Raw genomic sequence first — 25,165 nt, forward strand, 5'->3', positions numbered from 1 at the left:
TGAGATATAACTAAGTAGAATTTAAAAGGGATAAACGATTTTATCCCTTTTCAGATTGAAAAGAGAGTGATTGTTAGACGACAGAAATGGCTTTTATTTGTACATAAACATCCATGCCTTGAGCAAAATGCAATTCATTAAACGCCCATTTACTGATACTTGCCCAAACTTTATGCCCCTCCACCAACACCGCAATATCAATGCGATTCTCTTGCGGAACGATTTGTACAATTTGCCCGAGTAAGATATTACGAATACTCGTTTGCTCTGGCTTGCTGAGAGTAAGCGAGACATCGGAACTATAAATACAGACGCGCACTTTTTCATTCGCTTGATGATGTACTTCATTAATCCAAAGCTGTTGTTCGCCCAAAGAAAGTGCGGTCATTTTATAGGCTGGATTATGTAAATATACTGGCAACGCCAACACACTACTCTGCTCCGATTCGCCTTTCCAAGGGGCAAATAACGGACTGTTCCATACATTTTCTAAGGTGTCATAGGCTTTCACTTTGCCATTTTCCATCAGCACAACACGATCGGCCAAACGCAATAATTCGTCCAAACTGTGCGTCACATATAAAATCGGCACATTAATTTCTTTAGATAGACTTTCCAGATATTGCATAAGCTCACGTTTGCGAGGCACATCTAAAGCTGAAAGCGGTTCATCCATTAACAAAATATCAGGATCTGTTAATAAGGCTCGCCCAATCGCCACACGTTGTTTTTCACCACCCGATAAAGTAAGTGGATATCGTTTGAGTAACGGTTCAATACCAAGTAGCTGAACGATATAGTCAAAGTCTTCACGGCTGACATTCTTCATGCCATAACGTAAATTGCCTTTGACGTTGTAATGCGGAAATAAACGGGCATCTTGGAATACGTAACCAATTTTGCGCTGATGCACGGGGAGATTCTCACCGTTCTCCACATCCACCAAAGTGCGGTCATTTAAACGAATAAATCCTTGATCGGGATGAGTTAAACCACTCACCAAGTTAATCAATGAGGTTTTACCCGAACCTGACAAACCAAAAATAGCCGTCACACCTTGAGTTGGCAACTGCAGATCCGCACGTAAGGTCAAGCGACCTAATTGTTGTTGTACATTAATGTGTAGCATCGCCCTGCCCCAATTTTTTCTGCATCCGTTTGCTCAATGCTTCGGAAAGCAATAAAGAAATTAATGAAAGGATCACCGCAAACAAACAAAGGCGTGCAGTTTGTGCTTCGGCGCCTGGTGTTTGGATAAACGAATACATTGCTAAAGGAATGGTTTGAGTTTCCCCCGCAATATTAGATACGAAGGTAATGGTTGCACCAAACTCTCCTAAAGAGCGAGCAAACCCTAATACTAAACCTGCCAATACACCAGGTAGAGAAAGGGGCAATGTAATCGTAAAAAAGACTCGCCAAGGCGAAGCGCCAAGCGTCTGTGCAGCTTGCTCTAATTTAAAATCAATGCTTTCTAAGGAAAGACGTATCGCTCGTACGACCAATGGAAATGCCACCACCGCTGAAGCTAATACAGCCCCTTTCCAGCTAAAGCCGAAGGATAAGCCAAACCATTGATATAAATACTTGCCAATAAATCCATTACGTCCCATGGCGACTAATAATAAATAACCGATAACCACTGGCGGCAATACCAAAGGCAGATGAATAATTCCTGTAATCAAAGACTTACCGTAAAATTCCTTACGAGCCACTAACCAAGCAATAAAAATTGCGAAGGGCAAACTCCAAAGCATAGAACTCAATGCAACACTCATGCTTAAGTGAATCGCATCCCATTCCATCGGGCTTAATTGAAACCAAGAGAGCAAAATATTTCCTTGTGTATATGTCGATATGTCGAAATTTCTTTAGAGATAACAAAAAGGACAGTTGCCTGTCCTTTCTTTATAAAGTCTAGCTCATTATTTCACAGAGAAACCATATTCAACAAATATTTTTTTCGCTGCGCTCGATTCTAAGTAATTAAGGAAATCACGGGTATCCGCATTGTCATGATCTTTTAAAATCGCAACGGGATATTCAACCGGTTTATAACTGTCTTTCGGGAATACACCGACTGCTTTCACGTCTTTACTCACTTTCGCATCGGTACTATACACAATACCATAAGGGGCTTCAGCACGTTCAACTAAGGCTAATGCACCACGTACGTCTTTCGCACGCGCTAATTTATCTTTAACTTGATCCCATAAATTCAATTTGGTTAATGATTCTTCTGCATATTGTCCTGCAGGAACGTGCGCAGGATCACCTACGGATAAATAGCTGTCTTTTAAGCCTTTGATCCATTCACCTTTGGCAATATCCACTGAATTAACAGCACTTTTAGCCGGCGCAATTAATACTAATTCATTGCCTGCTAATACTTTTTCAGTTTCTTTTACAGTGAGATTTTTGTCTGATAAATATTTCATCCATTTGTTGCTAGCTGAAATAAATAAGTCTGCAGGTGCACCTTCTTCAACTTGTTTTGCAAGGGTGGAAGAAGAAGCAAAAGAGAAAACCACGGTATTATTTGGCTTCTCAGTTTGGTATTGATTCGCAATTTGTTGTAACGCATCAGTCATTGAAGCAGCAGCAAACACAGTCACTTTTGCTGATGCAGCAAAAGATACGCCCATGCCTGCAATTAAAAGTGCGGTTGCAAATTTAGTTAATTTCATTATTTATCTCCTATATAAATGAAACTATATATAAAAAAATATACTACGAGTAAATTATAACTTGAATTTTCAAATAAGCATACAGAAAAACTTAAAGATCAAGTAAAATAAACAGAATTGTGTATTAGGAGGAGATGATGAAACAAACTGAAATTTTACTGACGATCAAACTTCATCAAGAATTATTTATTGATCCAAAACGTGTTCGCCTCTTAAAAGAAATTAAAGAATGTGGCTCAATCAACCAAGCAGCTAAAAATGCGAAAGTGAGCTATAAAAGTGCTTGGGATCACCTTGAGGCGATGAATAAAATCAGTCCCAAACCGCTTTTAGAACGCAATATTGGTGGAAAAAATGGGGGCGGTACTTCATTAACCACTTATGCCGAGCGTTTACTGCAGCTTTATGATTTGCTCGAACAAACACAGGAACACGCTTTTCATATTCTGCAAGATGAGACGATCCCACTAAACAGTCTACTTTCAGCAACGGCAAAATTCTCCTTACAAAGTAGCGCGCGTAATCAATTTTTCGGTAAGGTGGCAAGCCAACATATCGTTGACTCCCGCTGCATTGTTGCAGTAAATATTCAGGATTTAGCTCATCCATTACATGTTTCAATCACAATGCGCAGTGCTGAGCGTCTCAGACTCATTACTGAAAAAGAAGTGATGGTGATGTTTAAAGCCCCTTGGGTGAAAATTAGTGCTACCCCATTAGAAGAAAAAAATAACCTTTTCCAAGCAACAATTCTTTCAATAGAAAACGAAGAAGCCATTGTGCAATTAAAGCACAGCTCAATTGAATTTTGTGCCAGCATTCATAGCAAAGATGGTTGGAAAGTGGGACAAGATGTGTGGTTACATGTGGATCCAGAACAGATCATTCTAGCGACATTGAAATAATCCTCAAACAAAAAGTGCGATCAAAATTTATCGCACTTTATTATTTGCGCTTATAACGCAATCTCATCAATCGAGCGTCCAAAACTTGGTAAAAAGACTTGCAAAAAATAATCCATTTCTTGGCTGTGCCATTGTTCCATTAGATGTTCTAAGCGTTTTTTCGCGGTTTTAAATTCATGGTTACCATGCTCTAATTCAAATTGAGCTTTAATATACGCACAAATCAAGTCCGCTTGTTTTACTAAATGCTTTTCTTCTGGGCTAAATTGCTCACTATCTAAATATGGAGCAAAACTCTCTTGCAATTCAGTCGGGAGCAAACTAATTAAATGCAATTCTGCAGCTGCTTCAATATCTTTATAAGCATGCGTGATTTCAGAGTTGAAATACTTAATTGGGGTCGGTAAATCACCAGTGAAAATTTCAGAGGTATCATGATACATCGCCATCACTGCAATACGTTCAGGATTGACTTTACCATCAAAAAAGTGATTTTTAATAATGGCTAAAGCTTGTGCTACAAAGGCTACTTGCAAGCTATGCTCCGCCAAGTTTTCCTTTTCAATATTGCGCATTAATGACCAACGCTGAATTAAGCGAAGACGATCTAAACAGGCAAAAAAGTGGCTGGTTTTAACTTCCACAATACATCCTTAATTAAACGGTAACTCTTCAATAATCACAGGAAGATCAATTACTTTACCTAAGCGAGAAACGGTAACAATGACCTCTGTATGCGGTTTAGTATCACTGATAATTTGCATCATTTCACGAATAGAGAGGTTATCTTGTTTATTTAACCGCAAAATCACATCACCGACTTGTATACCTGCTTTTGCGGCAGGACTATTGGCGGTCACGCCAGTAATCACGATACCACCGTTTGAGTTAGAAGTAATTTCACTTTGCACCCCAAAATAACCACGAATCACGCGTCCATCGCGAATAATTTTATATAACACATCATTTGCAATACTAATTGGAATCGCAAAATTCAGCCCTTCTGCAATTTCATTGGCTGTTTTACCAATACTTAACGTGCTGATCCCCACTAATTCGCCCGCAGAGTTAATCAACGCGCCACCAGAGTTACCACGGTTAATTGATGCATCTGTTTGAATAAAGTTTTGACGACCTAAAGAATCCCCTACGGCACTACGCCCTACCGCACTGATAATCCCTTGGGAAACACTTTGACCGAGGTTATACGGGTTACCAATAGCAAGAGCAATATCACCAACTCGTACCTGGCGTTCTTTATTTTGCGGAATGGTAGAAAGATTGGTTGCTTTGATTTTTAATACCGCAAGATCCGTCAAATTATCCGAACCAATTAAATTCGCTTCATAAATATTGCCGTTTTGCAGTGCCACCACAATTTGATCCGCATTTTGGATAACGTGTTTATTGGTAAGAATATAACCGTCTTTGGTCATAATCACGCCAGAACCTAAGTTATTTACCTGTAATTGATCGCTATCATTAATGCTGGCAGAAGAAAAAGATCGGTTGTACACGTTCACCACAGCAGGCGAAGCAATTCTCACTGCACTATTGAATGAAACAATATCATCAGCAGAGAAAAGGCTGCTGTTATTGAGCTTAGGAACGGCAAATAAAATAACGCCTGCCGCAGCAAGCCCCCAAAGGGCGGAATGGAAAAGTTTTTTAAACATTTTTATTCTTTTATTAATAAGTTAGGTAAATAACTGAGCTTTAAATCATCCCCAATTCTTTCACATTCTTGCAATTGCCACAATGGGGCATCCGCAAGTTTTTCTAAATGCGGGAGTTGGCATAATCCTCGAGCGTTATCCCCCAAGAGTTTCGGGGCGACATAAATGATTAATTCATCTACAGCATGTTGTTCAATCAGGCTTCCCGCTAAATTGGCGCCCACTTCAACCCAAATGGAATTCACTTGTCTCTTGCCTAATTCTGTCATCAATAGATCGAAATCATAGTTTTCTGGCAGTAACATTTGCTCACAGAAATCAGGGAATAGAGACATATCTCGTGGAATTGAACCCACAAGCCAAACTGGCGAATGGGTGCGGAATAATTGATGACTTGGTTGAACTCGATTTTTAGAATCTAAGATTATGCGAATAGGCTGACGCACAGTATCTTCAGCATATTCCGCTTTTAGATCGTCGGGGAATTGATTCCAACGCACGTTCAAGCTTGGATCATCGGCTAACACGGTAGCACTTGTAGATAAAAGTGCGGTCGCTTTGGCTCGCATTTTTTGTACATCCGCACGGGCTGCTTCACCCGTGATCCACTTGCTTTCACCGCTCGCCATAGCTGTTCGGCCATCTAAACTCATGGCTAATTTTAGCTGTACATAAGGCTTGCCAGTTCTCATACGTTTGAGAAAACCTTTATTTAAAGCTTCTGCTTGTTCGTTCAATAAATTGACCGCACTTGGTATGCCTGCATCGGCTAACATTTTTAAGCCCTTGCCCGCCACTTGAGGATTAGGATCAGCCATGGCTGCGACAACTCGACTGACACCCGCTTCAATTAAACCTAATGCACAAGGCGGTGTACGACCATAATGAGAACAAGGTTCAAGCGTCACATAAGCAGTTGCGCCTTTCGCTTTCTCACCGGCATCTGCCAACGCTACTCGTTCTGCATGAGGCTGACCGGCTTTAAAATGAAACCCTTTCCCGACAATTTCACCGTTTTTAACCAACACACATCCTACGGATGGATTCGGCGTAGTGGTGTACTGCCCTTTTGCTGCAAGCTCAAGAGCCAGTTGCATAAATTTCACGTCATCAGGGGAAAAGGTGTCACTCATATTAATCCTTTAAGCTTTCAATTTCTTTGGTAAATTCATTGATATTATCAAAGCTCAAATAAACGGACGCAAAACGGATATACGCCACTTTATCTAATTCTTTCAGCTCATTCATGGCTAATTTACCTACGAGATGACTTGGTACTTCTCGTTCACCCGTCGCACGTAATTGGATAATAATATGGCTGATGGCTTTTTCCACATCATCCGAACTTACTGGGCGTTTTTCTAATGCATGTTGAATACCGCTACGCAATTTATCTTCGTTAAACGGCTCGCGTGACCCATCATTTTTAATAATTTTTGGCACCACTAATTCGGCCGTTTCAAAGGTGGTAAAGCGTTCATGACAATTCCCGCATTCCCGACGACGACGTACTTGATACCCATCAGAAACCAAACGGCTGTCAATCACCTTAGTTTCTTCAGTTGAACAAAACGGACAACGCATTTTAGATCCTTTTCAAAATTATTCTTAAGCCATTATCTTATCAAAAATCCAAGATCTTTTCGATCTGAAGATCCGCTTTAAGACAACATTTCTCCAAACCAAGATGTGGTTTGTTTCACCAACTGCAAAAGGCCTTTCTCTGATTTAAATTGTTCTGTTTGCCCTAACACCCTCGCCCAATAAGGATCAGCTTTTCCATAGCCATAAGGATCATCTTTCGCAAGGGATTCGATATTCGTCAAAACATTGTCAAATTTGACCGCACTTTCATCTTTTTCAATAAACTTCGCTATATTTTCCGTTGGAATGAGCTGAATTTGTTGCTGGCTTTGTAAATAAGCCTCTACATACATTTTCAGTTTCTCAAGTGCGGTTGATTTTTCTATTGTTTTTAATGTTAAATCCTTATCTTTAGCGATAATACGTGGTGGCAGTGCCTGCTCTTTTGTCGCCAGTTGAATGAGATAATAGAGCCATGGGCGAATACGATAACGCTCTTTATATTTTGCAAATCGCCATTCGATTATCTGATTTTCATCGCCAAATAATGGCTCCATATAGCCAAACAAGCGAATACTGCCTTGTGCCGTTTCCACCACAAAATCAACACTCTCACTGTGGGGTGAAGAATAATCCTTAATTTTCTCTTTAAAAGCCAATACATCAGCACGAATGGATTGCGCACAAACTTCCGCAAATTCGCCGCGTGGCATGATGCCTTTTACTCGCTGTTTGGCGAAATAATCGTTAAATTTCGCTTCCTCTAAATGCAATAACTCATTACTAATGCGATAATGATCCAAACCATTTAACGTAAAGTTTTCACTTTCTTCAATGCGATCATCTTCATCTCGGAAATATACGCCAAGCTGCTTTTCAAAAAAGAATTTCACTGGATTTTCAACAAAACTCACAAAACGATCGAGTTCAATTTCCGTTATTGGCTCTTGATTTTCTGCCATCGGCACAACAAATTCATGACATTTTCTTTCTTGGAATTGCGCAATCGGTAGCCATTTTTTTGCAAAAGAGCGGTTAATTTTCCCTTCATTTTGGAAATTACTTGGGCTAAACGCCGTCATTGGATGTTGTTCAATTCTCAAGCCATTGTCTGAATAATGATTAATATAATCAATTAACTGGCTCACCAATACTGAAGGCTCTTTGGGTTGATTATCAATAATTGAACAACCCACATAACTCACATAAAAATGAGATCTTGCGGCCAGCAAGGCTTCAAGGAATAAGTAACGATCATCATCTCGACGAACACGATCGCCTTTTTGATGATGATATTGCATCAAGTCAAAACTATTTGGTGTATGACTGCGTGGGTAATCTGCCTCATTCATCCCAAGCAAACACACCACTTTGAAAGGAATAGAACGCATTGGTAAAAGCGTGCAGAAATTCACTTTCCCCGCTAAGAAACGAAGGCTGTTTGGTGTTTCTTCTAAACGAGCAGACATCACTTCCGCAATCACATCCGCTTGCAAGGTTTCTTCAAAATTGACGGTCTGCAAATCATCGGCAAAGGCATTGATACAATCTTGAATATAAAATAAGGTATCCGCTGTTTCTTCATTTTGCACAAAGAAATCCATCAAAAGTGCGGTCAATTTTTCACGCCATTTTTCAATATTGTGTGCCTTTTGCAAATCTTGATGCCATTTATTTAAGGCCGTAAAAAATTGATTCACTGCACCAACTAACTGCCCTTTCAATCCATAGCTACTATCAAGTCCAAGGCTGTCTTGCCAAACACCTTGCTCTTCACGCATCGCATAGCCTAAAGTCATACGTTCAAGCCCCGCCTGCCACGCATTAAAATTCAGTGTGTTCTGCAGTTTTTCTAAACCAAAGCGAATACCCGACTCTTTCACCCATTCACGAATTTGTTCGAGATCTGCAAGCGCAATGTTAAAACGATCACGGATAGCAGGAATATCCAATAAAGCCAGTACTTCTTCCGCGCCAAACTGACTTTCTCTTAAATTTAACAGGGAAAGATAACTCGACACGATCACATCACTTTCAGACAATTTACTGTCAGAAATTGAGAATGGAATAACAGGTGCGTCCGCACTATTCGCACCAAAGACAGCCTGAATATAAGGCGTATATTGGTTAACATCGGCCACCATGACCACCACATCTTTTGGTGTAATCTGTTCTTCTTTTGGTTTATGTTGATTCTGATTGAATAAATCCAACAAATAATCATGCAACACTTCAACTTCTCGCATCGCGCTATGGCAAGATTTCACGACCAAAGAGCGGTCATTTTTCGCGACATTTAATGCACCATGACTTAACGTCAAAATTTGATTTTGGATCTGCCCTAACAACGTTTTTTCGGGAAGTTCTGCATAGTAATCACGGGAAATAGCTTGAATATTCTCCTCATCTCGCACTAATTGATAGAGAAAATCCCGTCCCATTTTTCCCCAAGAGGCTAAAAGCGGATTTCCGCTGAACAATTCTTCTTGTTGATTGGTGTAATCAAGGTTAGCAGATTCCCATGACACTTGCTCGGCTGAAATTAAAGGCTTCACATCATCACTTGCTTGCACGAAACGCTGTCTTTCTAATAAATAGGATTTACTCAGATCTCGCAAGTCGCCCCAATATTCTTGACATGGATTATTGAAGAATAAATGCACGTCTGTTTTAGCTGAAATACCTTGGAAAATATTGAGATAAACCGTTGGCAATGCTGGAATACCAAAAATAAAAATACGTTCCGGCAAGTTGAGTGTCGCATTGGGATCACGACATAATGCTAAAAATTGTTGATTGAGTGCAGCACGATGCTTTGCTTTTCCACCGAAATCACGTTGAACATCATCCACCAAGGCTCGCCATAAAATTCCCTGCCAGTGAATATTGCCTTTAATTTGAGAAAGAAAGGTAGGATTTAATGCCGAAAGCCCCTGCTTTTGCTGATCAATTTGAGCCAAGATCTTTTCATCGTTATTTTCCTCCCATGCAGCAATCCATTCGGGACGATAGACGAGATATTGGTCAAATAAATCGGCAACTTTTAGGCTTAATTGATAAAGCTTTTGCTGTTCTGATGCAGGTGAAGACGCTAAATATTTTTTTAATGGTTCAAATTCTTTTTGCTGTAAAAAGGTAGGGATTAATCGCATTAATCGCCATAACGTTGAATCTTTTTCAAAAGGGTTTTGCGTAGAAACATTCGGCAAATTATCGGCGTAAAGTTTCCAAATAAAACTGGAAGGCATGGGGAATTGGAAATTCGCTGCAACGCCGCGTTTTTTAGCCATTTCCATTTGCAACCATTGTGCCATACCTGGACTTTGCACCAACACAATGTCAGATTGAAACGGATCATGTTGCGGTAAATTTTCCAACAGCGAAACTAAAATATCCTTTTGAATTTCTGGTTGGTTTGAATAATAAGTAACGAACAAAGTAACGCCCTTTTGAAAGCAAAAACAATGCGTTATTTTACTCGGTTTTCAATAAAAATTCACCTTGAGGATAGCGTATATTCACTTGATGATGACTGCATTGAATTGCAAATTGAATGCCATTTTGTTCTACGCTATTTTCACAAGACAAGCCTAAAAACTGACGTTGAGCCTGATTTTCAGCGATTTGAATCGCCTGAAATTCTTGAAAAATTCTGACCGCACTTTTTCGTTGCTCAGTCGTCCATCGGTTAAAAATCAAAAATAACCCGCTGAAAATCGATAAGGCTAATAAAAGTGACATTAACGACATGCCTTTATTCACTTTGATCTTGCGCACTCAAATCACTCCAACTTTTATCCACCAAACGCCATTGGCTATATTCTTGTACGAGTTTTGTCACCACGGCTTTACCGTAAGCTACCGTCACGCCTCCCTCCAACTTAAGAGAGCCTCCAGTAATCACAGCACCGCTAATACGCCCTTTGCCGATTAAACTTAAATCTCCTTCTGCTAGCAGAATACCACTCACATTCCCTTTAATTTCTAATTGGCTTTGCGTTATCCAATACACTTGTGGTGTTTTTTGAACAGTTAAAGTAGTATCTACTTTCACAAAGTGCGGTTGAAAATCAGCTTGTTTTTCGCTGGAAATAAAATCTCGCAGCATATTTTCATTAATGCCTTTTGTGGGCGATTTCTTAAACAACTCTGCACGTTTACACCAAACAGAATAGGCCACTTTATCCTCTGCCCCTGAAGACTCGAAAAAGATTTGTTTCACTTTTTCAGTACCATTTAAAGGCAAGTTTTGGCAAATGTGTGTTTGTTGTTGCTGACTGATTTTCTGTAAAGGAAGGCTCTGTTCTACGTAATATTTTCGCAAACTCATTTGAGCTCGAAAAAACGCAAAGATCTGTTCATCAAATAATAAGATCAGCGCCAATAAGCCCGAAAGTAAAATCAGTGCCGTCAGTGTCACAATCCCTTTTTTCATCATTCTTCTTGATTTAATAAAGGCACCACAAGCGAAGTTTCATATTGAATATGCTTATGTGTTGCAAGATTTCCCGCGAGTTTGATTTCAATCCCTTTCCCTGCCTTTAACCAATCAAAACGTAATTGAGAAATCTCAAACTCTTTTTCATCCAATAAATCTGTCCATCCACCACCAGCATTACAAGTAGATTGCATTAGAGCACGCTGACATTCTTCCGAGCGACAATCTGCATTTACCGCATTTTTATAAGTTTGTTTGGTTTCGATCATTTTGCCGTTAAGTTTGTAACCAAATAGCTCTTTTTCGATATTTTTTGCCACATTTTTAACGCCATTTACGCAGGTATTTTTTGTGTATTTTTCACCAATACAACCATTAGTATTTAAATCATAAAAAAACAAGACACAACTATTTGATGGTGCATTGTCTGCTTGAGCAATGGTTATTGAAGTACCCTTTTCGTCTAATTCGAATAAAACCAGATTATCCTCGATGAGTTTTTGGTTTACGGCTCGAAAACCTACGCGACGCAGATCTTTACCGATGAGTTGAATGGTACGTTGCAATTCAGACTGTAATTTGAGTTGTAACATTAAACGCTGATTTTGCTGTTGAGTTTGGGCATAAAATTGTGCAACTAATAACAATAATAAAGCGGATAAGCCAAGTGAAATCAACAAACTCACCAATGTTTCGCCTTTTAATGGTTTCATCTTGTACATGCACTCGCTGCTTGATCAGACTTTAATTTAATACTGCCTACATTGAAAAAAGAGAACAATGTTCGATGCTCTTCAGCCTGTAACATAAAACAATTCGTTTCCATGGTATTTCTGGCCCCATTAAATTTCACCGCCACTTCTGACGGATATAATTTAGGGCCGATAAGCATCGTTTTTTCTTCAAAATAAGGATAGTAAAAATGCGCATAAAGGTTTTTAGGACAATTCTGGGGATGAAAACAATCACAAAAATGATCGCTTTTTACTTGAGCTGTGATACACCAACGTTGATTTGCTGTATCTCGATTGGCCAAAATAAACCAAATCGCCGATGAGTTTTCTGCCCTCGCTTGAATATTACGTAAGAAAAAATAAAGCCGTTGTTGCTCTTTTTCAAGAAAATATTTGGGATCGTTTTTCTGCCATTTAGGCAATACAAACGCTAACGTTAAGCTTAAAATAAATAACGCAATCAAGGTTTCTAATAAGGTTATCCCTTTATACATAAAATGCCTTCTTTTTTGACCGCACTTTAAAAGTCCTTTAGAAGAAAGCCAAATTGGCTACTTTATTTTTGCGATACCGATCGCAAATTTCCTTTAAAAAATGGGAAAAACCGTGAATTAAACATTTTCAACTGGCTATTTACTAAAACTCCCTTATAATAGGCGACCTATTTATCTGTTCTTTAAAATCTGGTGGAAATATGAATCCAATGTTAAATATCGCTATTCGTGCGGCACGAAAAGCGGGCAACGTGATTGCTAAAAACTATGAGCGCCGTGATGACATCCAAACAAGTAAAAAAGGTATTAATGATTATGTGACTAGCGTCGATAAAGCCGCTGAAGCTGAGATCATTGAAATTATTCAGAAATCTTATCCTGATCATACAATTATCAGTGAAGAGCGTGGTGCATTAGAAGGCAAAGACAGTGATATTCAATGGGTGATTGATCCACTAGATGGCACAACCAACTTTGTAAAAGGCTTGCCACATTTCTCTGTTTCTATTGCTATCCGTGTAAAAAACCGTACCGAAGTGGGAGTGGTTTACGATCCTATTCGTAATGAATTATTCACTGCTGTGCGTGGTGAAGGCGCAAAATTAAATGAAGTGCGTTTACGTGTCGATAGCCAAAATGAACTTAACGGGGCGATTTTAGCTACCGGTTTCCCATTCAAACAACCAAGCTTGATGCCAACTCAATTTGCTATCATGAATAACTTAATTGATGAAGCAGCTGATTTTCGTCGTACAGGTTCTGCCGCATTAGACCTTTGCTATGTAGCATCCAGTCGCGTTGACGGCTATTTCGAAATGGGCTTAAAACCTTGGGATTGCGCAGCGGGTGATTTAATTGTACGTGAAGCTGGCGGTTTAGTGTGTGATTTCAATGCGGGTCATGGCTATTTACGCTCAGGCAATATCGTGGCTGCACCAGCGCGTATTTTAAAAGAAATGCTAAATAAAATTCAGCCTTGCCTAACGGAACAAGTTAAGTAAATCTTAACAAAAGTGCGGTGAAATTTCACCGCACTTTTTTCTGACTAATTTCTGTCGAGTGGCTTTCTATTTTCTTCCGTTTCTGGCTCAAGATCCAATTTTGCCATAAGAAGCTGATCGCCATCTTCTTCTGGATTACCTGTCACTAACAATTTATCACCATAGAAAATGGAATTCGCTCCTGCCATAAAGCACATGGCTTGCATTTCTTCACTCATGCCTTGACGACCTGCTGAAAGGCGAACATAACTTTTCGGCATAGTAATACGCGCAACGGCAATAGTGCGAACAAACTCTGTCCAATCTAAATCAGCTGCATCTGCCATTGGTGTGCCTTCTACTTTCACTAATTGGTTAATTGGCACGGACTCTGGCTGCGGATCAAGATTTGCCAAACTTGCAATGAGACCAGCTCGCTCTTTACGGGTTTCGTTCATGCCCACAATACCACCACAGCAAACTTTTAAACCAACACGACGAACTTTTCCTAACGTACTTAAACGATCATCAAAACGGCGTGTACCAATGACATTGTGATAATTCTCTGGCGCGGTATCAAGATTGTGGTTGTAATAATCCAATCCCGCATCTTTTAACTCTTCCGCCATACCATCTTGCAACAACCCAAAGGTGCCGCAAGTTTCTAAGCCAATATCTTTTACCGCACGAATAATCGCCGTCACTTTTTCCATATCTTTAGGCTTAGGACCACGCCATGCTGCGCCCATACAAAAACGTCCTGCACCACGTGCTTTCGCAATTTTGGCTTTTTCGACAATTTCATCGATATCCAAGATCTGCTGATTTTGCACGCCGGTTTGATAACGTGCCGATTGCGGGCAATAACCACAATCCTCTGGACAGCCACCCGTTTTAATCGACATCAACGTCGATAACTGTATCGCACCAGGGTTGAAATGCTCTCGATGCACTTGAGCCGCACGATAGACTAATTCTAAAAACGGTGTTTCAAACAACGCTTCGACTTTACAAACAGACCAATACTCTACTGATGGATGGGGCGTAATAGATGAAAGCTGTACTACATTTGTTGTGGTCATTATATTTTCCTCGTTTAAGCTATGTAGCTTTTATTAAGTTGAGCATATTACTCTGCAATATGATAAAAAGAGATCAGATCACTTTTCCTTGATGAATTTCAACCACTCGATCAATATGCCGTTCAATTTCTTGGGGTTGATGCGTCACCAATAACATGGTGAGCTTTTTCTCTTCACATAATTGATCCATTAAATCCTGCATTTCAATACGTAATTTAGGATCAAGGGCTGAAAAAGGTTCATCCAATAATAAAATGGGTTTATCTCGTAGCAAACAGCGCGCTAACGCCACTCGCTGTTTTTGTCCACCCGAAAGTGCGGTCGGTTTTCTCGTTAAAAAATCCTGTAAATTGACCGCACTTGCAGCTTGTTCTACAAGGGCTTTTTCTTCTGCATTTAAGGCTAAATTCGGTTTTAAACCTAAGGCAATATTCTCTTCCACAGAAAGATGAGTAAAGAGATTGTTTTCCTGAAATAACATGGAAACGGGGCGTTCAAAAGGTGCTGTTTTGGTATGATTTTCACCATTTAGCCAAATCTCGCCACTATCCGCATATTCAAAGCCAGCAATTAAATTCAGTAAGGTACTTTTTCCTGCGCCACTTTCACCAATAATGGCGATTTTTTCCTGGGCTTGAATATGTAAATCAAATACCATCGGCATGGATTGATAATTGAAGACCACATTATTTAATTTAATCATGTCGTTCCTTCTGCCCTTCAATAAACATAAATAAACCTAAACATAAGCCCAATAAAATCAATGCCGTCACTGCTGCCTCTTGGCTTCGATATTGCCCGATTTGTTGATAAAGCAAATGAGGCAAAGAAGTAAAATCAGGGCTACCAAATAAGGCTATCGCTGTAAAATCGCCGAGTGATAAGGTTGTCGCGAGTGCCAAGGCATATTTCAACGGGGCTTTTAGCAACGGATATTCAATTAAACGAAAACGCTGCCAACCTGTAATATTCAGCGATAAACAGAGTTTTTCATAATATTGCATCGATTGATTCATTGGTGTATTGAGAATTTTGATCACAAATGGCAAGGCAGCCAAGGCGTTACAAACAGATACCACTACAAACAAATGCCCAGCTGAAAAATCAATATCTTGTAACCAAAGGAATAAGCCGACTGCGAAGACAATCGTTGGAATGGCTAAAATCATCATGCCCCCCGTTAAAATTAAGTGGGCTAATTTGGGATGAGATAACCATTGCAGTTGACGGGAAAGTAACAATAAGAAGAACCCAAATAATACCGATAAAATCCCTGCGGTCGGTGCCATGGTTAATGAATAAGCAAGCGCTTTCCATAATTGTGGGTTTTGCCAATAGCCAAATAATTGGGTAGCTGACAAACCTTGGAAAATAATATTGAATAAGGGACTTAAAATAAATAAGCACACCGAGAATAAGACAAAAACATGTCCAAATTTGACCGCTCTTGAAACAGGTAAAACCCATCGATAACGTTGCGAAATCTGCGTTTCAGGTGCTTTCGCCCAATATTGTGAAAGTGAAAATAATGCAAAACAAAATGCAAATTGTACCAACGCAAAAAATGCGGCTTTGGGTAAATCGAATTCAAAGAAAATGGCTTGGTAAATCGCGACTTCTAATGTGCTATTTTGCGGCCCGCCACCAAGCGCCAATACAATCGTAAAACTGGTGAAACACAGCATAAAAATCAGCACAAAGGCAGACACGATTTGACTTTTCAAATAAGGCCATTCAATTAAGCGGAAAAATGTGAAACCTTTGATATTTAATTGTGCCGCAAGTTGATGCTGTTCGGTCGGCACACTTTGCAAAGCCTGCAAACTCATTCTGGCAGATAAGGGAATATTAAAAAATAAATGGGCAATGAGAATACCACTTAAACCATAAATAGAGGGTTTCCACGAAATACCTAAGGTTTGCAGCAGTTGTGTTAGCCAACCGGCCGTGCCATAAATACCAATCAGACCGAAAATAGCCAGTAATGCAGGCAAAACAAAGGTGAGGGAAAAAATGCGTAAAATGAGTGATTTGCCTTTGAAACCTAAATAGAAAAAAGCGCGTGCAAATAATGTTCCAATTATGCTAGAAAGAATGGCTGATAAGAATGCCTGTCCGATACTAAAGGCGATAACTTGATGCAAATAATCGTCTTTTAAGAAATCAGATAAGGCATAATCGCTTCCAACTGAAAAAACCGCAGAAAGAGAAAAACCATAGAGTAAAACAATAAAAAAGATGACCGCACTTCCGCCCAAATAATGGCGAGGACGAAAATGCGGATGTTGGAATAAGTGCATCAATACTACTTAGATAACGCTTTTTGCCATTGATTGATCCAGCCTTTAAGCTGCCCACTTGTCACCGTTGCGGTATCTAAAATACGCATTGATTTTGAGTGAGAATTAAGCGCATCAATATGACTTTCGATATTGGTCTCTACCACGGGTAACATGACATTATTTTTAGCAATATCCGCTTGGGCTTGCGGAGAAAGTAAGAATCCTAAAAATTCATCAGCACAGGCATTATTACGGTTAGCCACTTTGGCTGCCACTTCAACTTGTAATACGCTCCCCTCTGCAAATTCTGTTGCCACATAATTATCTTTTTGTTCAGACAGAATATGGTAAATCGGTGAAGTATTGACGCTTAAAACCATATCACCTTCACCTTTTAAGAAGGCCCCATAAGACTCGGTCCAACCTTTTGTGACCGTGACAGTATGTTTAGAAAGGGTTTTCCAGGCATTTGCGACATCTGCTGCTGGATAAACTGCATTCATCCAAAGTAATAAACCACGTCCAATACTGCTCGTACGTGGATCTTGATATAACACTTTAAGATCTTGACGCTCAACTAATTCTTTTAAGCTTTTTGGAGGATTAGCCAGCTTATTTTTGTCATAAATAAACGCATATTGCGCATAATCAAATGGTAAAAAAGTTTTATTTTCCCATTTAATCGGTAAACGTAACTGGCTTAAATCCACTTTATTTGGCTCAAAAATATTGAGTTTTTGTGCTTCTTCAATTTGATAGCTATCTAAACCAAGTACCACGTCGGCTTTAATTTTTTTACCTTCTAGACGTACACGGTTAAACAAAGTACCGTTATTGTCAAAAGCCACATAATTCAGCTTACATTGCGGAAACTGTTGTTCAAAAGCCGCTTTAACTTTTGGTCCGGCACTCCAATCCGCACTAAATGAATCATAAGTATAAACATCTAATGTTTGAGGTGCAGCTTGTGCGAAAGCGGAAGCGGTAAAAAGTGCGGTTAAAATGGGAAGCGTTTTCTTCATTATGCGTTCTCCTTATTTTTTGCATAACGAAACAGCATAATGAGATGATTAGTTTCCTACGCCAGCATTATCTGTTTCAGGTTCACGGGTGTTTCTCAGCCATTAGTATTGGCACCCCGACTAAGTGTAATGTAGTCTAACGTAATGGAATTTTATCAACAAGTTATTTCATTTAAAAATGTTAATCCGATCACACTTTTATATCGGGTTTATCATTTTTTGAGCAAAAGAAAACCTGCTAAAAAGCAGGTTTATCTTGGTCATCTATCGTCAATTAAGCTTGATGTTTAGCCGCTACTTCGCTTAATAAAGTTTGAAGTTCGCCTGCTTGATACATTTCTAAAATAATATCACAGCCACCAATTAACTCACCTTCTACCCATAATTGTGGGAAAGTTGGCCAGTTTGCATAAGCCGGTAATTCAGCACGAATATCTGGGTGTTGAAGAATATCAACATAGCCAAAAGGTACTTTGCAGTTCATTAATGCTTCAGATGCACGCGCAGAGAAACCACAAGAAGGCAATTTGGGAGAACCTTTCATGTAAATTAAAATTGGGTTTTCAGCGATTTGTTTTTTGATTTTGTCTAACGTTTCCATGATGTTCCTTGTTCAAATAAGTCTAAATAGGGCGCTATTCTAGCATGAGATAGAACCTGAGTGAAAGACTTGGTCTTACCAACTTCCACCCGCTCCGCCGCCGCCAAAGCCACCGCCACCAAAACCACCGCCGGAAGAACCACCGCCACCGAAGCCTCCACCAAATCCGCCTCCGAAACCGGAACCGCCACCACGTCGACGAGAAATCGTACTTTGACGAATGATTTTATTCAGTTGATCACGTTGATTCGGGCTAATATAGACTTCATCTTTGTGATATTGGAATTCACCAAATAATACAATAGCAATAAACGCCAATACCATTAAGAATGGAATATACTTATCAAACGCATCTTCTTCAACTTGTGACGCATCAAACTCGCCTTTACTTGCCGCAATAATTTGGTTTAAGCCATCATTAATACCTTGGGCATATTGCCCTTGTTTAAATTGTGGCAAAATTGCCGAACGGATGACTTGCGATAAAAAAGCATCCGGCAATACACCTTCTAAACCTTGCCCGGTTGCGATAAAAACTTTGCGATCATCTTTCGCAATCAGCATCAACACGCCATTGTTTAGATTTTTACGTCCAATACCCCATTTATCACCTAAAGTAAAGGTATAATCAGCGATTTCATATTCACCAGTTGTAGGAACCAAAACAACCGCGATTTGTGAACTCGTTTCTTTACTATAAGCAATCAGTTTATTTTCTAAAATTTGCTTATGTTCTAATGAAAGTGTGTTGGTGTAATCGTTTATATAATGGAAAGGATTTGGTGCAGGCGGAAATTCTGCCGCAACAACCATTTGAGCAAAAAAAATAAGGCTAAAAATAACCGCACTTTTCATAAAAGATAAAAGCTTAGCCATTAATAATTACCTCATTAGATAATTCATTCACATCATCAGGTTGAACAGGGAAATGACGAGATAAAATATCACAGATACGATCAATCGCATCGACAATGCCCTGTGTATAAGCTTTTTGTTTAAACTGCTCAATCATTAAATCACATTGTAACTGCCAATAAGCCATATCAACAAATTGATGAATGCCTTTATCACCTACGATTGCACAGAGATGATTTTTATATCCCACATAAATCAACACAGCATTTTGTGCCGCTGTTTTATGCATTTCCAATTCATCAAACACTTCTAAAGCTCGTTCCATTGCAGACAGTTGTGCTGAATCCTTGGGTACTTTGCGTTCAATATAAACACGTACTTCAGCCGAACTTAAGCTTTCGAGGCGACTAATCGCCGCCTCGATTTGCTTTTTATCTACCGGAATTCTGGAAAAGAATGGCATAATAAACCTTAGTTAAAGTTTACAGTTGGTGCATTTTCTGAGCCAGCAGCTGATTTAAAATAAGGTTTTGCTTTAAAACCAAAAATCATTGCTGCTAATTTTGTTGGGAATTGACGTACTTTTTCATTATAAATACGCGCGGCTTCATTGAATTTATTACGAGCGACATTGATACGGTTTTCTGTCCCTTCAAGTTGAGATTGTAAATTCATAAAGCCTTCATGAGCTTTTAATTGGGGGTATTGTTCTACCGAAACAAGTAAACGAGATAATGCTGAACCCACTTGATTTTGGTTTTGTTGGAATTCGTTTAATTGTTCTTCCGTTAAATTAGACGGGTCAATTTTAGTTTGTGTCGCTTTCGCACGAGCTTCAATCACATTGGTTAATGTTTGTTGTTCAAAATTAGCCTGACCTTTTACCGTATTCACTAAATTTGGAATTAAATCAGCACGACGTTGATAAGATGATTCAACATTTGCCCAAACAGAATCAATTTCAGTTTCTGCTTTAACTAAACCATTGTAGCTTGACATTAAGCCTACCCCTGCAGCAATCGCAATAATAATCAAGATAATCCACTTTTTCATTCAAAAATTCCTTCAATTTATAGGTTTAATTTATATAAGAAAAGACCTAAACCGAAGTTTAGGTCTTCTAATGTTAATCCGTTAATGGATAACTAAATAAAATTATTTAGTACCGTTAACTGCGATTTCAACACGACGGTCTGGTGCTAAACAAGCGATAAGTGCTTTACGACCTTTAACCGCATCACAAGTTGCACCTGTAACTGGGTTAGCTTTACCATAACCAGTTGCTGAGATGTCTTGTGCTGGAAGACCACGAGCTACTAAGTAGTTAGCAACAGAGTCTGCACGTTTTTGAGAAAGTTTCAAGTTAAATTGTTCAGAACCGATACGGTCAGTATAACCAGCAACAGCTACTTTAGCACTTTTAACTTGTGCGATTTCACCGTAGATACCTTCTAATACAGCTTGTGCTTGAGGTTTTAAGTTAGCTTTACCGAATGCGAAAGTCACATCATTGTTTAAACTGAAAGTTTTGCTTACCACTTCAGGCGCAACAACTGGTGCAGCACCTTGACCGAAACGGTAAGATACGCCAGCGTTGATAGAACCGATCCATGGGTTGTAATCAGCTGCTTGACCTTCAACACCATTGTAATTGCGTAATTTACCTACGCGAGCTAACCATTGGTATTCTAAACGTAATGCTAACTCAGGTAATGAAGGTAATGCATATTCAACACCCGCAGCAAATAACGGAGAAACACGTAAGCTGTGCTCTTTGAAAGATTTAGCACCATTAGCTTCATATTCTTTATAGTCAGAACGAACTAATGCTGCAGCTGCACGACCATACACATCTAAACCGTCTAAAGCTGATACTAAACCACCAACGTTATAGCTACCTTTTAAACCTAAGTGAGCACCGTGGTTGGTGTGTTTGAATGAGGTTTCACCTGCATCACGGAATTTAACACGACCGAAATCATCGTAACCAACTTCTGCTGCTAAACCGAAGTTATCACGATTTAAAATTTGGTAACCACCGAATACACCGTAAGTTAAAGTGTTACGAAGATAACCTTCACCAAAGTTTAATGCTTTGCCAGCTGAATTAGCTTTAATACCATCGTGGAAAGATGCTTGACCTGCTTTAGCACCTACATAGAAAGTATTTTCTTGAGGAGCTGCTTGAGCTACTGAGGCTGCTGCTAAACCAGCAACGACTAATGCGATTGCAGTTTTTTTCATTTTGATGTCCTCTATTTAGTCATCGTTATTAATAATAAAAGTTTCCTTGTTTATTGTGAACTTTACGAAAAAGAAACACTCTAAACATTTGCTTAACTAGGGTTTTGAATTTGCCCTAACTTATCCTTTTGACAAATTCAATTCCTTTGCCATAGCCAAAGGAACGTTCAAAAGTAAGTCTATTATCCTATAAAAACATTAAAGATCAAACTTTTTTTGCCTTTTTGGTTATTTTACGAACAGATAGTTAATAAAATGAACATCTATTCACAAAAAAAATAGGATGATTCGTAACCCGTTTCCAATTTTAACAAAAAACAGCTATTAAAATCGACTTTTTTTTGAGCTTCATATATCATCAAATTCACTTTCTTCTCTATTATATAGGTGAGTGATTTTATGTTGCCCCGTCTTTCTAATGTACCTCAACTTAATCATGTAGTAAGCGATTATCTTAGCGAACTCCAAAAACAGCATTTTGAAGGTGATATTGCCTCAAATTATGCTGACCGTTTAAGTCTTGCTACGGATAACAGCGTCTATCAACAGCTTCCACAGGCTATTTTGTTCCCTAAATCTGTTGCTGATGTAGTACGCATCACCAAATTAGCCAATAAAGAGAAATACCTTCACTTAACCTTTACACCTCGCGGCGGTGGCACGGGCACAAATGGGCAATCTATTAATAACAATATTATTGTGGATCTCTCTCGCCACATGACAGGCATTTTAGAGCTTAATATAGAAGAACGTTGGGTTCGTGTGCAAGCAGGTGTTGTAAAAGACCAACTCAATCAATTTTTAAAACCTCACGGCTTATTCTTTGCGCCAGAGCTCTCTACCAGTAATCGAGCAACTCTCGGTGGCATGATTAATACCGATGCATCTGGTCAAGGCTCATTACAATACGGTAAAACTTCTGATCACGTTTTAGCATTACGTTCTGTTTTGATGAATGGTGAAATATTAGATACAAGTACGGTCAAATCCGACGATGTTTTAGAAAGCTACCCGCTTGCAGAAAATGGAAAAACGCTACATCAAACGATTTTCCAACGTTGTAAAGAGAAACGTGCCTCAATCATTCAAGATTTACCACAACTCAATCGCTTTCTCACCGGTTACGATCTTAAGAATGTCTTTAATAACGATGAAAGTGAATTTAATCTCACCCGAATTTTAACGGGATCAGAAGGTTCACTTGCGTTTATCTGCGAAGCTAAACTCAATTTATTACCGATTCCGAAATATCGCACCTTAATTAATGTGAAGTACAGCTCATTTGATGCCGCCCTTCGCAATGCGCCTTTTATGGTGAAAGCCAATGCCCTTTCAGTTGAAACTGTTGATTCCAAAGTGCTGAACCTCGCTAAGCAAGATATTATTTGGCATTCAGTGAAAGAACTTTTAACAGAAGAAGAACAAAAGCCAATTCTTGGTTTAAACATTGTGGAATATGCGGGCAACAATCAAGCTAAAATCGACAGCCAAGTGACCGCACTTTGTCAGCAATTAGATGAAAAAATTGCACAAGGCAAAGATCATATTATCGGCTATCAACTTTGTTCTGACTTGCCTTCTATTGAACGTATTTACGCCATGCGTAAAAAAGCGGTGGGGCTATTAGGTAATGCGAAAGGCGCAGCCAAACCGATTCCTTTTGTGGAAGATACCTGTGTGCCACCAGAACATCTTGCGGATTACATTGCAGAATTTAGAGCTTTATTAGATAGTCACAATCTGCAATATGGGATGTTTGGCCATGTGGATGCCGGTGTATTGCACGTTCGCCCGGCTTTAGACTTATGCGATAAAGAACAAGTCAAACTCTTTAAACAAATTTCAGATGAAGTGGCAGAACTCACCGTGAAATACGGCGGTTTACTATGGGGGGAACACGGTAAAGGCGTACGTTCTCATTATGGAGAGAAGTTCTTTACGCCTGAACTTTGGCAAGAGTTACGTTATGTGAAGTTCTTATTTGACCCAAACAATCGTCTGAATCCAGGTAAAATCTGTACGCCACTTAATAGCGATGCGGAACTCTATTCCATTCTCTCGCCAATGCGTGCGGACAATGATCGCCAAATTCCAATTCAAATGCGAGACGAATTCAAAGGCGCGATGAACTGTAACGGAAATGGACTTTGCTTTAACTTTGATGAGCACAGCATTATGTGCCCTTCCATGAAAGTGAGTAAAAATCGCGTATTCTCGCCAAAAGGACGAGCCGCGATGGTGCGTGAATGGCTGCGATTAATGGCCAATGAAAACGTATCGCCTGATCAATTAGATTTTCATAAAATACAAGTGAAACTGACCGCACTTGTGGAACGTTTCCGCAATAGCGTGCAGAAATGGCGTGGTGAATATGACTTCTCACATGAAGTAAAAGCGGCAATGGATACTTGTCTGGCTTGTAAAGCCTGTGCAAGCCAATGCCCGATTAAAATTGATGTACCAAGTTTCCGTGCGAAATTTTTCCATTTCTACCACAGTCGTTATTTGCGCCCAGCCAAAGATTATATTGTGGCAAATTTAGAAGTTGCTGCACCTTATATGGCAAAACAACCGGCATTATTCAATTATTTCACCAAACTGAAAGTTACTCAAAGCTTGGTTGAAAAAACACTGGGCATGACCGATTTGCCTCTCCTTTCAGAGCCAAACCTTCAACAGCAATTAGTGGAAATTGGCTACCAAGGCAAAAAATTAGAAGAATTGGAAGGTCTCAGTGCTGTCGAAAAAACCAATATGCTCTTTATCGTACAAGATCCTTATACCTCTTATTACGATGCCAAAGTGGTACGTGATTTCGTGGCTCTCACGCAAAAATTAGGATTCGATCCAATCCTTCTGCCTTTTAAACCCAATGGCAAAGCCATGCACATTAAAGGTTTTTTAGCTCGCTTTAGTAAAACCGCTAAAACACAAGCGGAGTTTTTAAATCGCGTCGCTAAATTAAATGTGCCTTTGGTCGGCGTAGATCCAGCTATTGTGCTTTCTTATCGTGATGAATATAAAGAGGCTTTAGGTGATTCTCGCGGTGATTTCCATGTACTCACAGCACATGAATGGCTGACCAATCAATTAGAAAGTAACGCATTACAAAGTGCGGTGAAAAATATTGCAAAATCTGACCACACTTTTGAGTGGCATTTATTCCCTCATTGTACTGAATCCACCTTCATGCCAAACAGTCCCAAAGAATGGCAACATATTTTTGCGCAATTTGGACAAACCTTGAACGTTGAAAAAGTCGGCTGCTGTGGCATGGCGGGTGTATTTGGCCATGAAGTACAAAATCAAACCATGTCGAAAGATATTTACGACGTATCTTGGGGCAAAAAATTACAAGGTAAAGATCCGAATCATTGTCTCGCGACCGGCTATTCCTGCCGTAGCCAAGTGAAACGATATGAAAAAGCCATCTTAAAACACCCTGTTCAAGCATTGCTTGAAGTATTGAATCACTAAAATAGATTTTCTACTTACCACAATATCGTAGAAAGTAAAAAAGCGGCCAGATTTTAAATCTGACCGCTTTCTTTTATTGAAATCACAGTAAAATTACCGCTATT

General features: G+C 39.4%; 24 protein-coding genes and 1 riboswitch. Of the genes, 3 read left to right on the forward strand and 21 right to left on the reverse strand.

Features of this window, described 5'->3' with window-relative positions; translation table 11 throughout:
• Positions 1-73 precede the first annotated feature (73 nt).
• From modC to modA, 3 genes are all read right to left on the reverse strand, one after another.
• A complete protein-coding gene (modC, locus tag ACXVWB_RS09445) occupies positions 74-1,129 on the reverse strand; it encodes a molybdenum ABC transporter ATP-binding protein ModC (RefSeq protein WP_049355374.1) in 1,056 nt (351 codons plus the stop codon).
• Positions 1,116-1,832: a molybdate ABC transporter permease subunit gene (gene modB, locus ACXVWB_RS09450; RefSeq protein WP_263970176.1), complete on the reverse strand. Its 717-nt coding sequence runs from the start codon at positions 1,830-1,832 to the stop codon at positions 1,116-1,118. The genes modC and modB overlap by 14 nt, the downstream gene beginning before the upstream one ends.
• 93 nt (positions 1,833-1,925) lie before the next feature.
• Positions 1,926-2,690, reverse strand: a complete 765-nt coding sequence (modA, locus tag ACXVWB_RS09455; RefSeq protein WP_128787091.1) for a molybdate ABC transporter substrate-binding protein — start codon at positions 2,688-2,690, stop codon at positions 1,926-1,928.
• Between the two features lie 134 nt (positions 2,691-2,824).
• Here modA and ACXVWB_RS09460 point away from each other — a divergent pair, with 134 nt between their 5' ends.
• Entirely contained in the window at positions 2,825-3,592 is a 768-nt protein-coding gene (locus ACXVWB_RS09460; protein WP_149785903.1) for a TOBE domain-containing protein, read from the forward strand.
• 50 nt (positions 3,593-3,642) lie between these two features.
• On the opposite strand, the gene yfbR is transcribed toward ACXVWB_RS09460, so the two are convergent.
• From yfbR to ACXVWB_RS09505, 9 genes are all read right to left on the reverse strand, one after another.
• Positions 3,643-4,239 carry a 5'-deoxynucleotidase gene (gene yfbR / locus ACXVWB_RS09465; RefSeq protein ID WP_128787090.1) on the reverse strand — a complete coding sequence of 199 codons (597 nt, stop codon included), beginning with the start codon at positions 4,237-4,239 and terminating at the stop codon, positions 3,643-3,645.
• Positions 4,240-4,245: 6 nt separating this feature from the next.
• Entirely contained in the window at positions 4,246-5,268 is a 1,023-nt protein-coding gene (gene degS / locus ACXVWB_RS09470; protein WP_128787089.1) for an outer membrane-stress sensor serine endopeptidase DegS, read from the reverse strand.
• 2 nt (positions 5,269-5,270) lie between these two features.
• Entirely contained in the window at positions 5,271-6,401 is a 1,131-nt protein-coding gene (gene ribD / locus ACXVWB_RS09475; RefSeq protein WP_289902451.1) for a bifunctional diaminohydroxyphosphoribosylaminopyrimidine deaminase/5-amino-6-(5-phosphoribosylamino)uracil reductase RibD, read from the reverse strand.
• Between the two features lies 1 nt (position 6,402).
• Positions 6,403-6,852, reverse strand: a complete 450-nt coding sequence (nrdR, locus tag ACXVWB_RS09480; RefSeq protein ID WP_005695670.1) for a transcriptional regulator NrdR — start codon at positions 6,850-6,852, stop codon at positions 6,403-6,405.
• Between the two features lie 77 nt (positions 6,853-6,929).
• Entirely contained in the window at positions 6,930-10,289 is a 3,360-nt protein-coding gene (gene recC / locus ACXVWB_RS09485; RefSeq protein WP_297569274.1) for an exodeoxyribonuclease V subunit gamma, read from the reverse strand.
• 37 nt (positions 10,290-10,326) lie between these two features.
• The gene (locus ACXVWB_RS09490; protein WP_049364346.1) at positions 10,327-10,593 is read right to left on the reverse strand and encodes a DUF5374 domain-containing protein; all 267 of its coding nucleotides are present in this window, start codon (positions 10,591-10,593) and stop codon (positions 10,327-10,329) included.
• Between the two features lie 13 nt (positions 10,594-10,606).
• The gene (locus tag ACXVWB_RS09495) at positions 10,607-11,287 is read right to left on the reverse strand and encodes a DUF2572 family protein (RefSeq protein ID WP_289902453.1); all 681 of its coding nucleotides are present in this window, start codon (positions 11,285-11,287) and stop codon (positions 10,607-10,609) included.
• Positions 11,287-12,003 (reverse strand): hypothetical protein, encoded by a 717-nt coding sequence (locus ACXVWB_RS09500; RefSeq protein ID WP_369866785.1) that lies wholly within the window; start codon positions 12,001-12,003, stop codon positions 11,287-11,289. Before ACXVWB_RS09500 ends, ACXVWB_RS09495 begins: the two co-directional genes overlap by 1 nt.
• Positions 12,000-12,518, reverse strand: coding sequence for a prepilin-type cleavage/methylation domain-containing protein (locus tag ACXVWB_RS09505; protein ID WP_297569283.1), 519 nt, complete (start codon positions 12,516-12,518; stop codon positions 12,000-12,002). The genes ACXVWB_RS09500 and ACXVWB_RS09505 overlap by 4 nt, the downstream gene beginning before the upstream one ends.
• 200 nt (positions 12,519-12,718) lie before the next feature.
• On the opposite strand from ACXVWB_RS09505, the gene suhB reads away from it, so the two are divergent.
• Positions 12,719-13,519 (forward strand): inositol-1-monophosphatase, encoded by an 801-nt coding sequence (gene suhB, locus ACXVWB_RS09510; RefSeq protein ID WP_297569285.1) that lies wholly within the window; start codon positions 12,719-12,721, stop codon positions 13,517-13,519.
• Between the two features lie 44 nt (positions 13,520-13,563).
• Here suhB and bioB read toward each other — a convergent pair whose 3' ends face one another.
• The 9 genes from bioB to ompA all read right to left on the reverse strand — a co-directional run bounded on the left by bioB (position 13,564) and on the right by ompA (position 21,584).
• Positions 13,564-14,580 carry a biotin synthase BioB gene (bioB, locus tag ACXVWB_RS09515; RefSeq protein ID WP_102704187.1) on the reverse strand — a complete coding sequence of 339 codons (1,017 nt, stop codon included), beginning with the start codon at positions 14,578-14,580 and terminating at the stop codon, positions 13,564-13,566.
• Positions 14,581-14,653: 73 nt separating this feature from the next.
• On the reverse strand, positions 14,654-15,283 hold the full coding sequence (thiQ, locus tag ACXVWB_RS09520) for a thiamine ABC transporter ATP-binding protein (protein WP_458485336.1): 630 nt from the start codon (positions 15,281-15,283) through the stop codon (positions 14,654-14,656).
• Positions 15,276-16,880, reverse strand: a complete 1,605-nt coding sequence (gene thiP, locus ACXVWB_RS09525) for a thiamine/thiamine pyrophosphate ABC transporter permease ThiP (protein ID WP_458485337.1) — start codon at positions 16,878-16,880, stop codon at positions 15,276-15,278. Before thiP ends, thiQ begins: the two co-directional genes overlap by 8 nt.
• A 5-nt stretch (positions 16,881-16,885) precedes the next feature.
• The gene (gene thiB / locus ACXVWB_RS09530; protein WP_458485338.1) at positions 16,886-17,884 is read right to left on the reverse strand and encodes a thiamine ABC transporter substrate binding subunit; all 999 of its coding nucleotides are present in this window, start codon (positions 17,882-17,884) and stop codon (positions 16,886-16,888) included.
• Between the two features lie 36 nt (positions 17,885-17,920).
• Positions 17,921-18,013: riboswitch (TPP riboswitch) on the reverse strand.
• 145 nt (positions 18,014-18,158) lie between these two features.
• Positions 18,159-18,485 (reverse strand): Grx4 family monothiol glutaredoxin, encoded by a 327-nt coding sequence (gene grxD, locus ACXVWB_RS09535; RefSeq protein WP_005699458.1) that lies wholly within the window; start codon positions 18,483-18,485, stop codon positions 18,159-18,161.
• A gap of 75 nt (positions 18,486-18,560) precedes the next feature.
• Positions 18,561-19,361 (reverse strand): TPM domain-containing protein, encoded by an 801-nt coding sequence (locus ACXVWB_RS09540; protein ID WP_128787080.1) that lies wholly within the window; start codon positions 19,359-19,361, stop codon positions 18,561-18,563.
• Positions 19,354-19,803 carry a TPM domain-containing protein gene (locus ACXVWB_RS09545; RefSeq protein ID WP_458485339.1) on the reverse strand — a complete coding sequence of 150 codons (450 nt, stop codon included), beginning with the start codon at positions 19,801-19,803 and terminating at the stop codon, positions 19,354-19,356. The genes ACXVWB_RS09540 and ACXVWB_RS09545 overlap by 8 nt, the downstream gene beginning before the upstream one ends.
• An 8-nt stretch (positions 19,804-19,811) precedes the next feature.
• Positions 19,812-20,393 carry a LemA family protein gene (locus tag ACXVWB_RS09550; protein ID WP_458485340.1) on the reverse strand — a complete coding sequence of 194 codons (582 nt, stop codon included), beginning with the start codon at positions 20,391-20,393 and terminating at the stop codon, positions 19,812-19,814.
• Positions 20,394-20,495: 102 nt separating this feature from the next.
• Positions 20,496-21,584 carry a porin OmpA gene (gene ompA, locus ACXVWB_RS09555; RefSeq protein ID WP_458485341.1) on the reverse strand — a complete coding sequence of 363 codons (1,089 nt, stop codon included), beginning with the start codon at positions 21,582-21,584 and terminating at the stop codon, positions 20,496-20,498.
• Positions 21,585-21,983: 399 nt separating this feature from the next.
• Between ompA and ydiJ the strand changes: the two genes are divergently transcribed.
• Positions 21,984-25,061 (forward strand): D-2-hydroxyglutarate dehydrogenase YdiJ, encoded by a 3,078-nt coding sequence (ydiJ, locus tag ACXVWB_RS09560; RefSeq protein WP_458485342.1) that lies wholly within the window; start codon positions 21,984-21,986, stop codon positions 25,059-25,061.
• Positions 25,062-25,165: the final 104 nt, after the last annotated feature.

The sequence above is a fragment of the Haemophilus sp. SZY H53 genome, assembly GCF_054332375.1.

What these genes read in the sequence shown, in the direction of transcription:
- modC (WP_049355374.1), bottom strand. Translation starts at nt 1,129, where the DNA reads ATGCTACACATTAATGTACAACAACAATTAGGTCGCTTGACCTTACGT.
- ACXVWB_RS09460 (WP_149785903.1), top strand. Translation starts at nt 2,825, where the DNA reads ATGAAACAAACTGAAATTTTACTGACGATCAAACTTCATCAAGAATTA.
- degS (WP_128787089.1), bottom strand. Translation starts at nt 5,268, where the DNA reads ATGTTTAAAAAACTTTTCCATTCCGCCCTTTGGGGGCTTGCTGCGGCA.
- ribD (WP_289902451.1), bottom strand. Translation starts at nt 6,401, where the DNA reads ATGAGTGACACCTTTTCCCCTGATGACGTGAAATTTATGCAACTGGCT.
- nrdR (WP_005695670.1), bottom strand. Translation starts at nt 6,852, where the DNA reads ATGCGTTGTCCGTTTTGTTCAACTGAAGAAACTAAGGTGATTGACAGC.
- ACXVWB_RS09490 (WP_049364346.1), bottom strand. Translation starts at nt 10,593, where the DNA reads ATGTCACTTTTATTAGCCTTATCGATTTTCAGCGGGTTATTTTTGATT.
- ACXVWB_RS09495 (WP_289902453.1), bottom strand. Translation starts at nt 11,287, where the DNA reads ATGAAAAAAGGGATTGTGACACTGACGGCACTGATTTTACTTTCGGGC.
- ACXVWB_RS09500 (WP_369866785.1), bottom strand. Translation starts at nt 12,003, where the DNA reads ATGAAACCATTAAAAGGCGAAACATTGGTGAGTTTGTTGATTTCACTT.
- ACXVWB_RS09505 (WP_297569283.1), bottom strand. Translation starts at nt 12,518, where the DNA reads ATGTATAAAGGGATAACCTTATTAGAAACCTTGATTGCGTTATTTATT.
- suhB (WP_297569285.1), top strand. Translation starts at nt 12,719, where the DNA reads ATGAATCCAATGTTAAATATCGCTATTCGTGCGGCACGAAAAGCGGGC.
- bioB (WP_102704187.1), bottom strand. Translation starts at nt 14,580, where the DNA reads ATGACCACAACAAATGTAGTACAGCTTTCATCTATTACGCCCCATCCA.
- thiQ (WP_458485336.1), bottom strand. Translation starts at nt 15,283, where the DNA reads ATGATTAAATTAAATAATGTGGTCTTCAATTATCAATCCATGCCGATG.
- thiP (WP_458485337.1), bottom strand. Translation starts at nt 16,880, where the DNA reads ATGCACTTATTCCAACATCCGCATTTTCGTCCTCGCCATTATTTGGGC.
- thiB (WP_458485338.1), bottom strand. Translation starts at nt 17,884, where the DNA reads ATGAAGAAAACGCTTCCCATTTTAACCGCACTTTTTACCGCTTCCGCT.
- grxD (WP_005699458.1), bottom strand. Translation starts at nt 18,485, where the DNA reads ATGGAAACGTTAGACAAAATCAAAAAACAAATCGCTGAAAACCCAATT.
- ACXVWB_RS09540 (WP_128787080.1), bottom strand. Translation starts at nt 19,361, where the DNA reads ATGGCTAAGCTTTTATCTTTTATGAAAAGTGCGGTTATTTTTAGCCTT.
- ACXVWB_RS09545 (WP_458485339.1), bottom strand. Translation starts at nt 19,803, where the DNA reads ATGCCATTCTTTTCCAGAATTCCGGTAGATAAAAAGCAAATCGAGGCG.
- ACXVWB_RS09550 (WP_458485340.1), bottom strand. Translation starts at nt 20,393, where the DNA reads ATGAAAAAGTGGATTATCTTGATTATTATTGCGATTGCTGCAGGGGTA.
- ompA (WP_458485341.1), bottom strand. Translation starts at nt 21,584, where the DNA reads ATGAAAAAAACTGCAATCGCATTAGTCGTTGCTGGTTTAGCAGCAGCC.
- ydiJ (WP_458485342.1), top strand. Translation starts at nt 21,984, where the DNA reads ATGTTGCCCCGTCTTTCTAATGTACCTCAACTTAATCATGTAGTAAGC.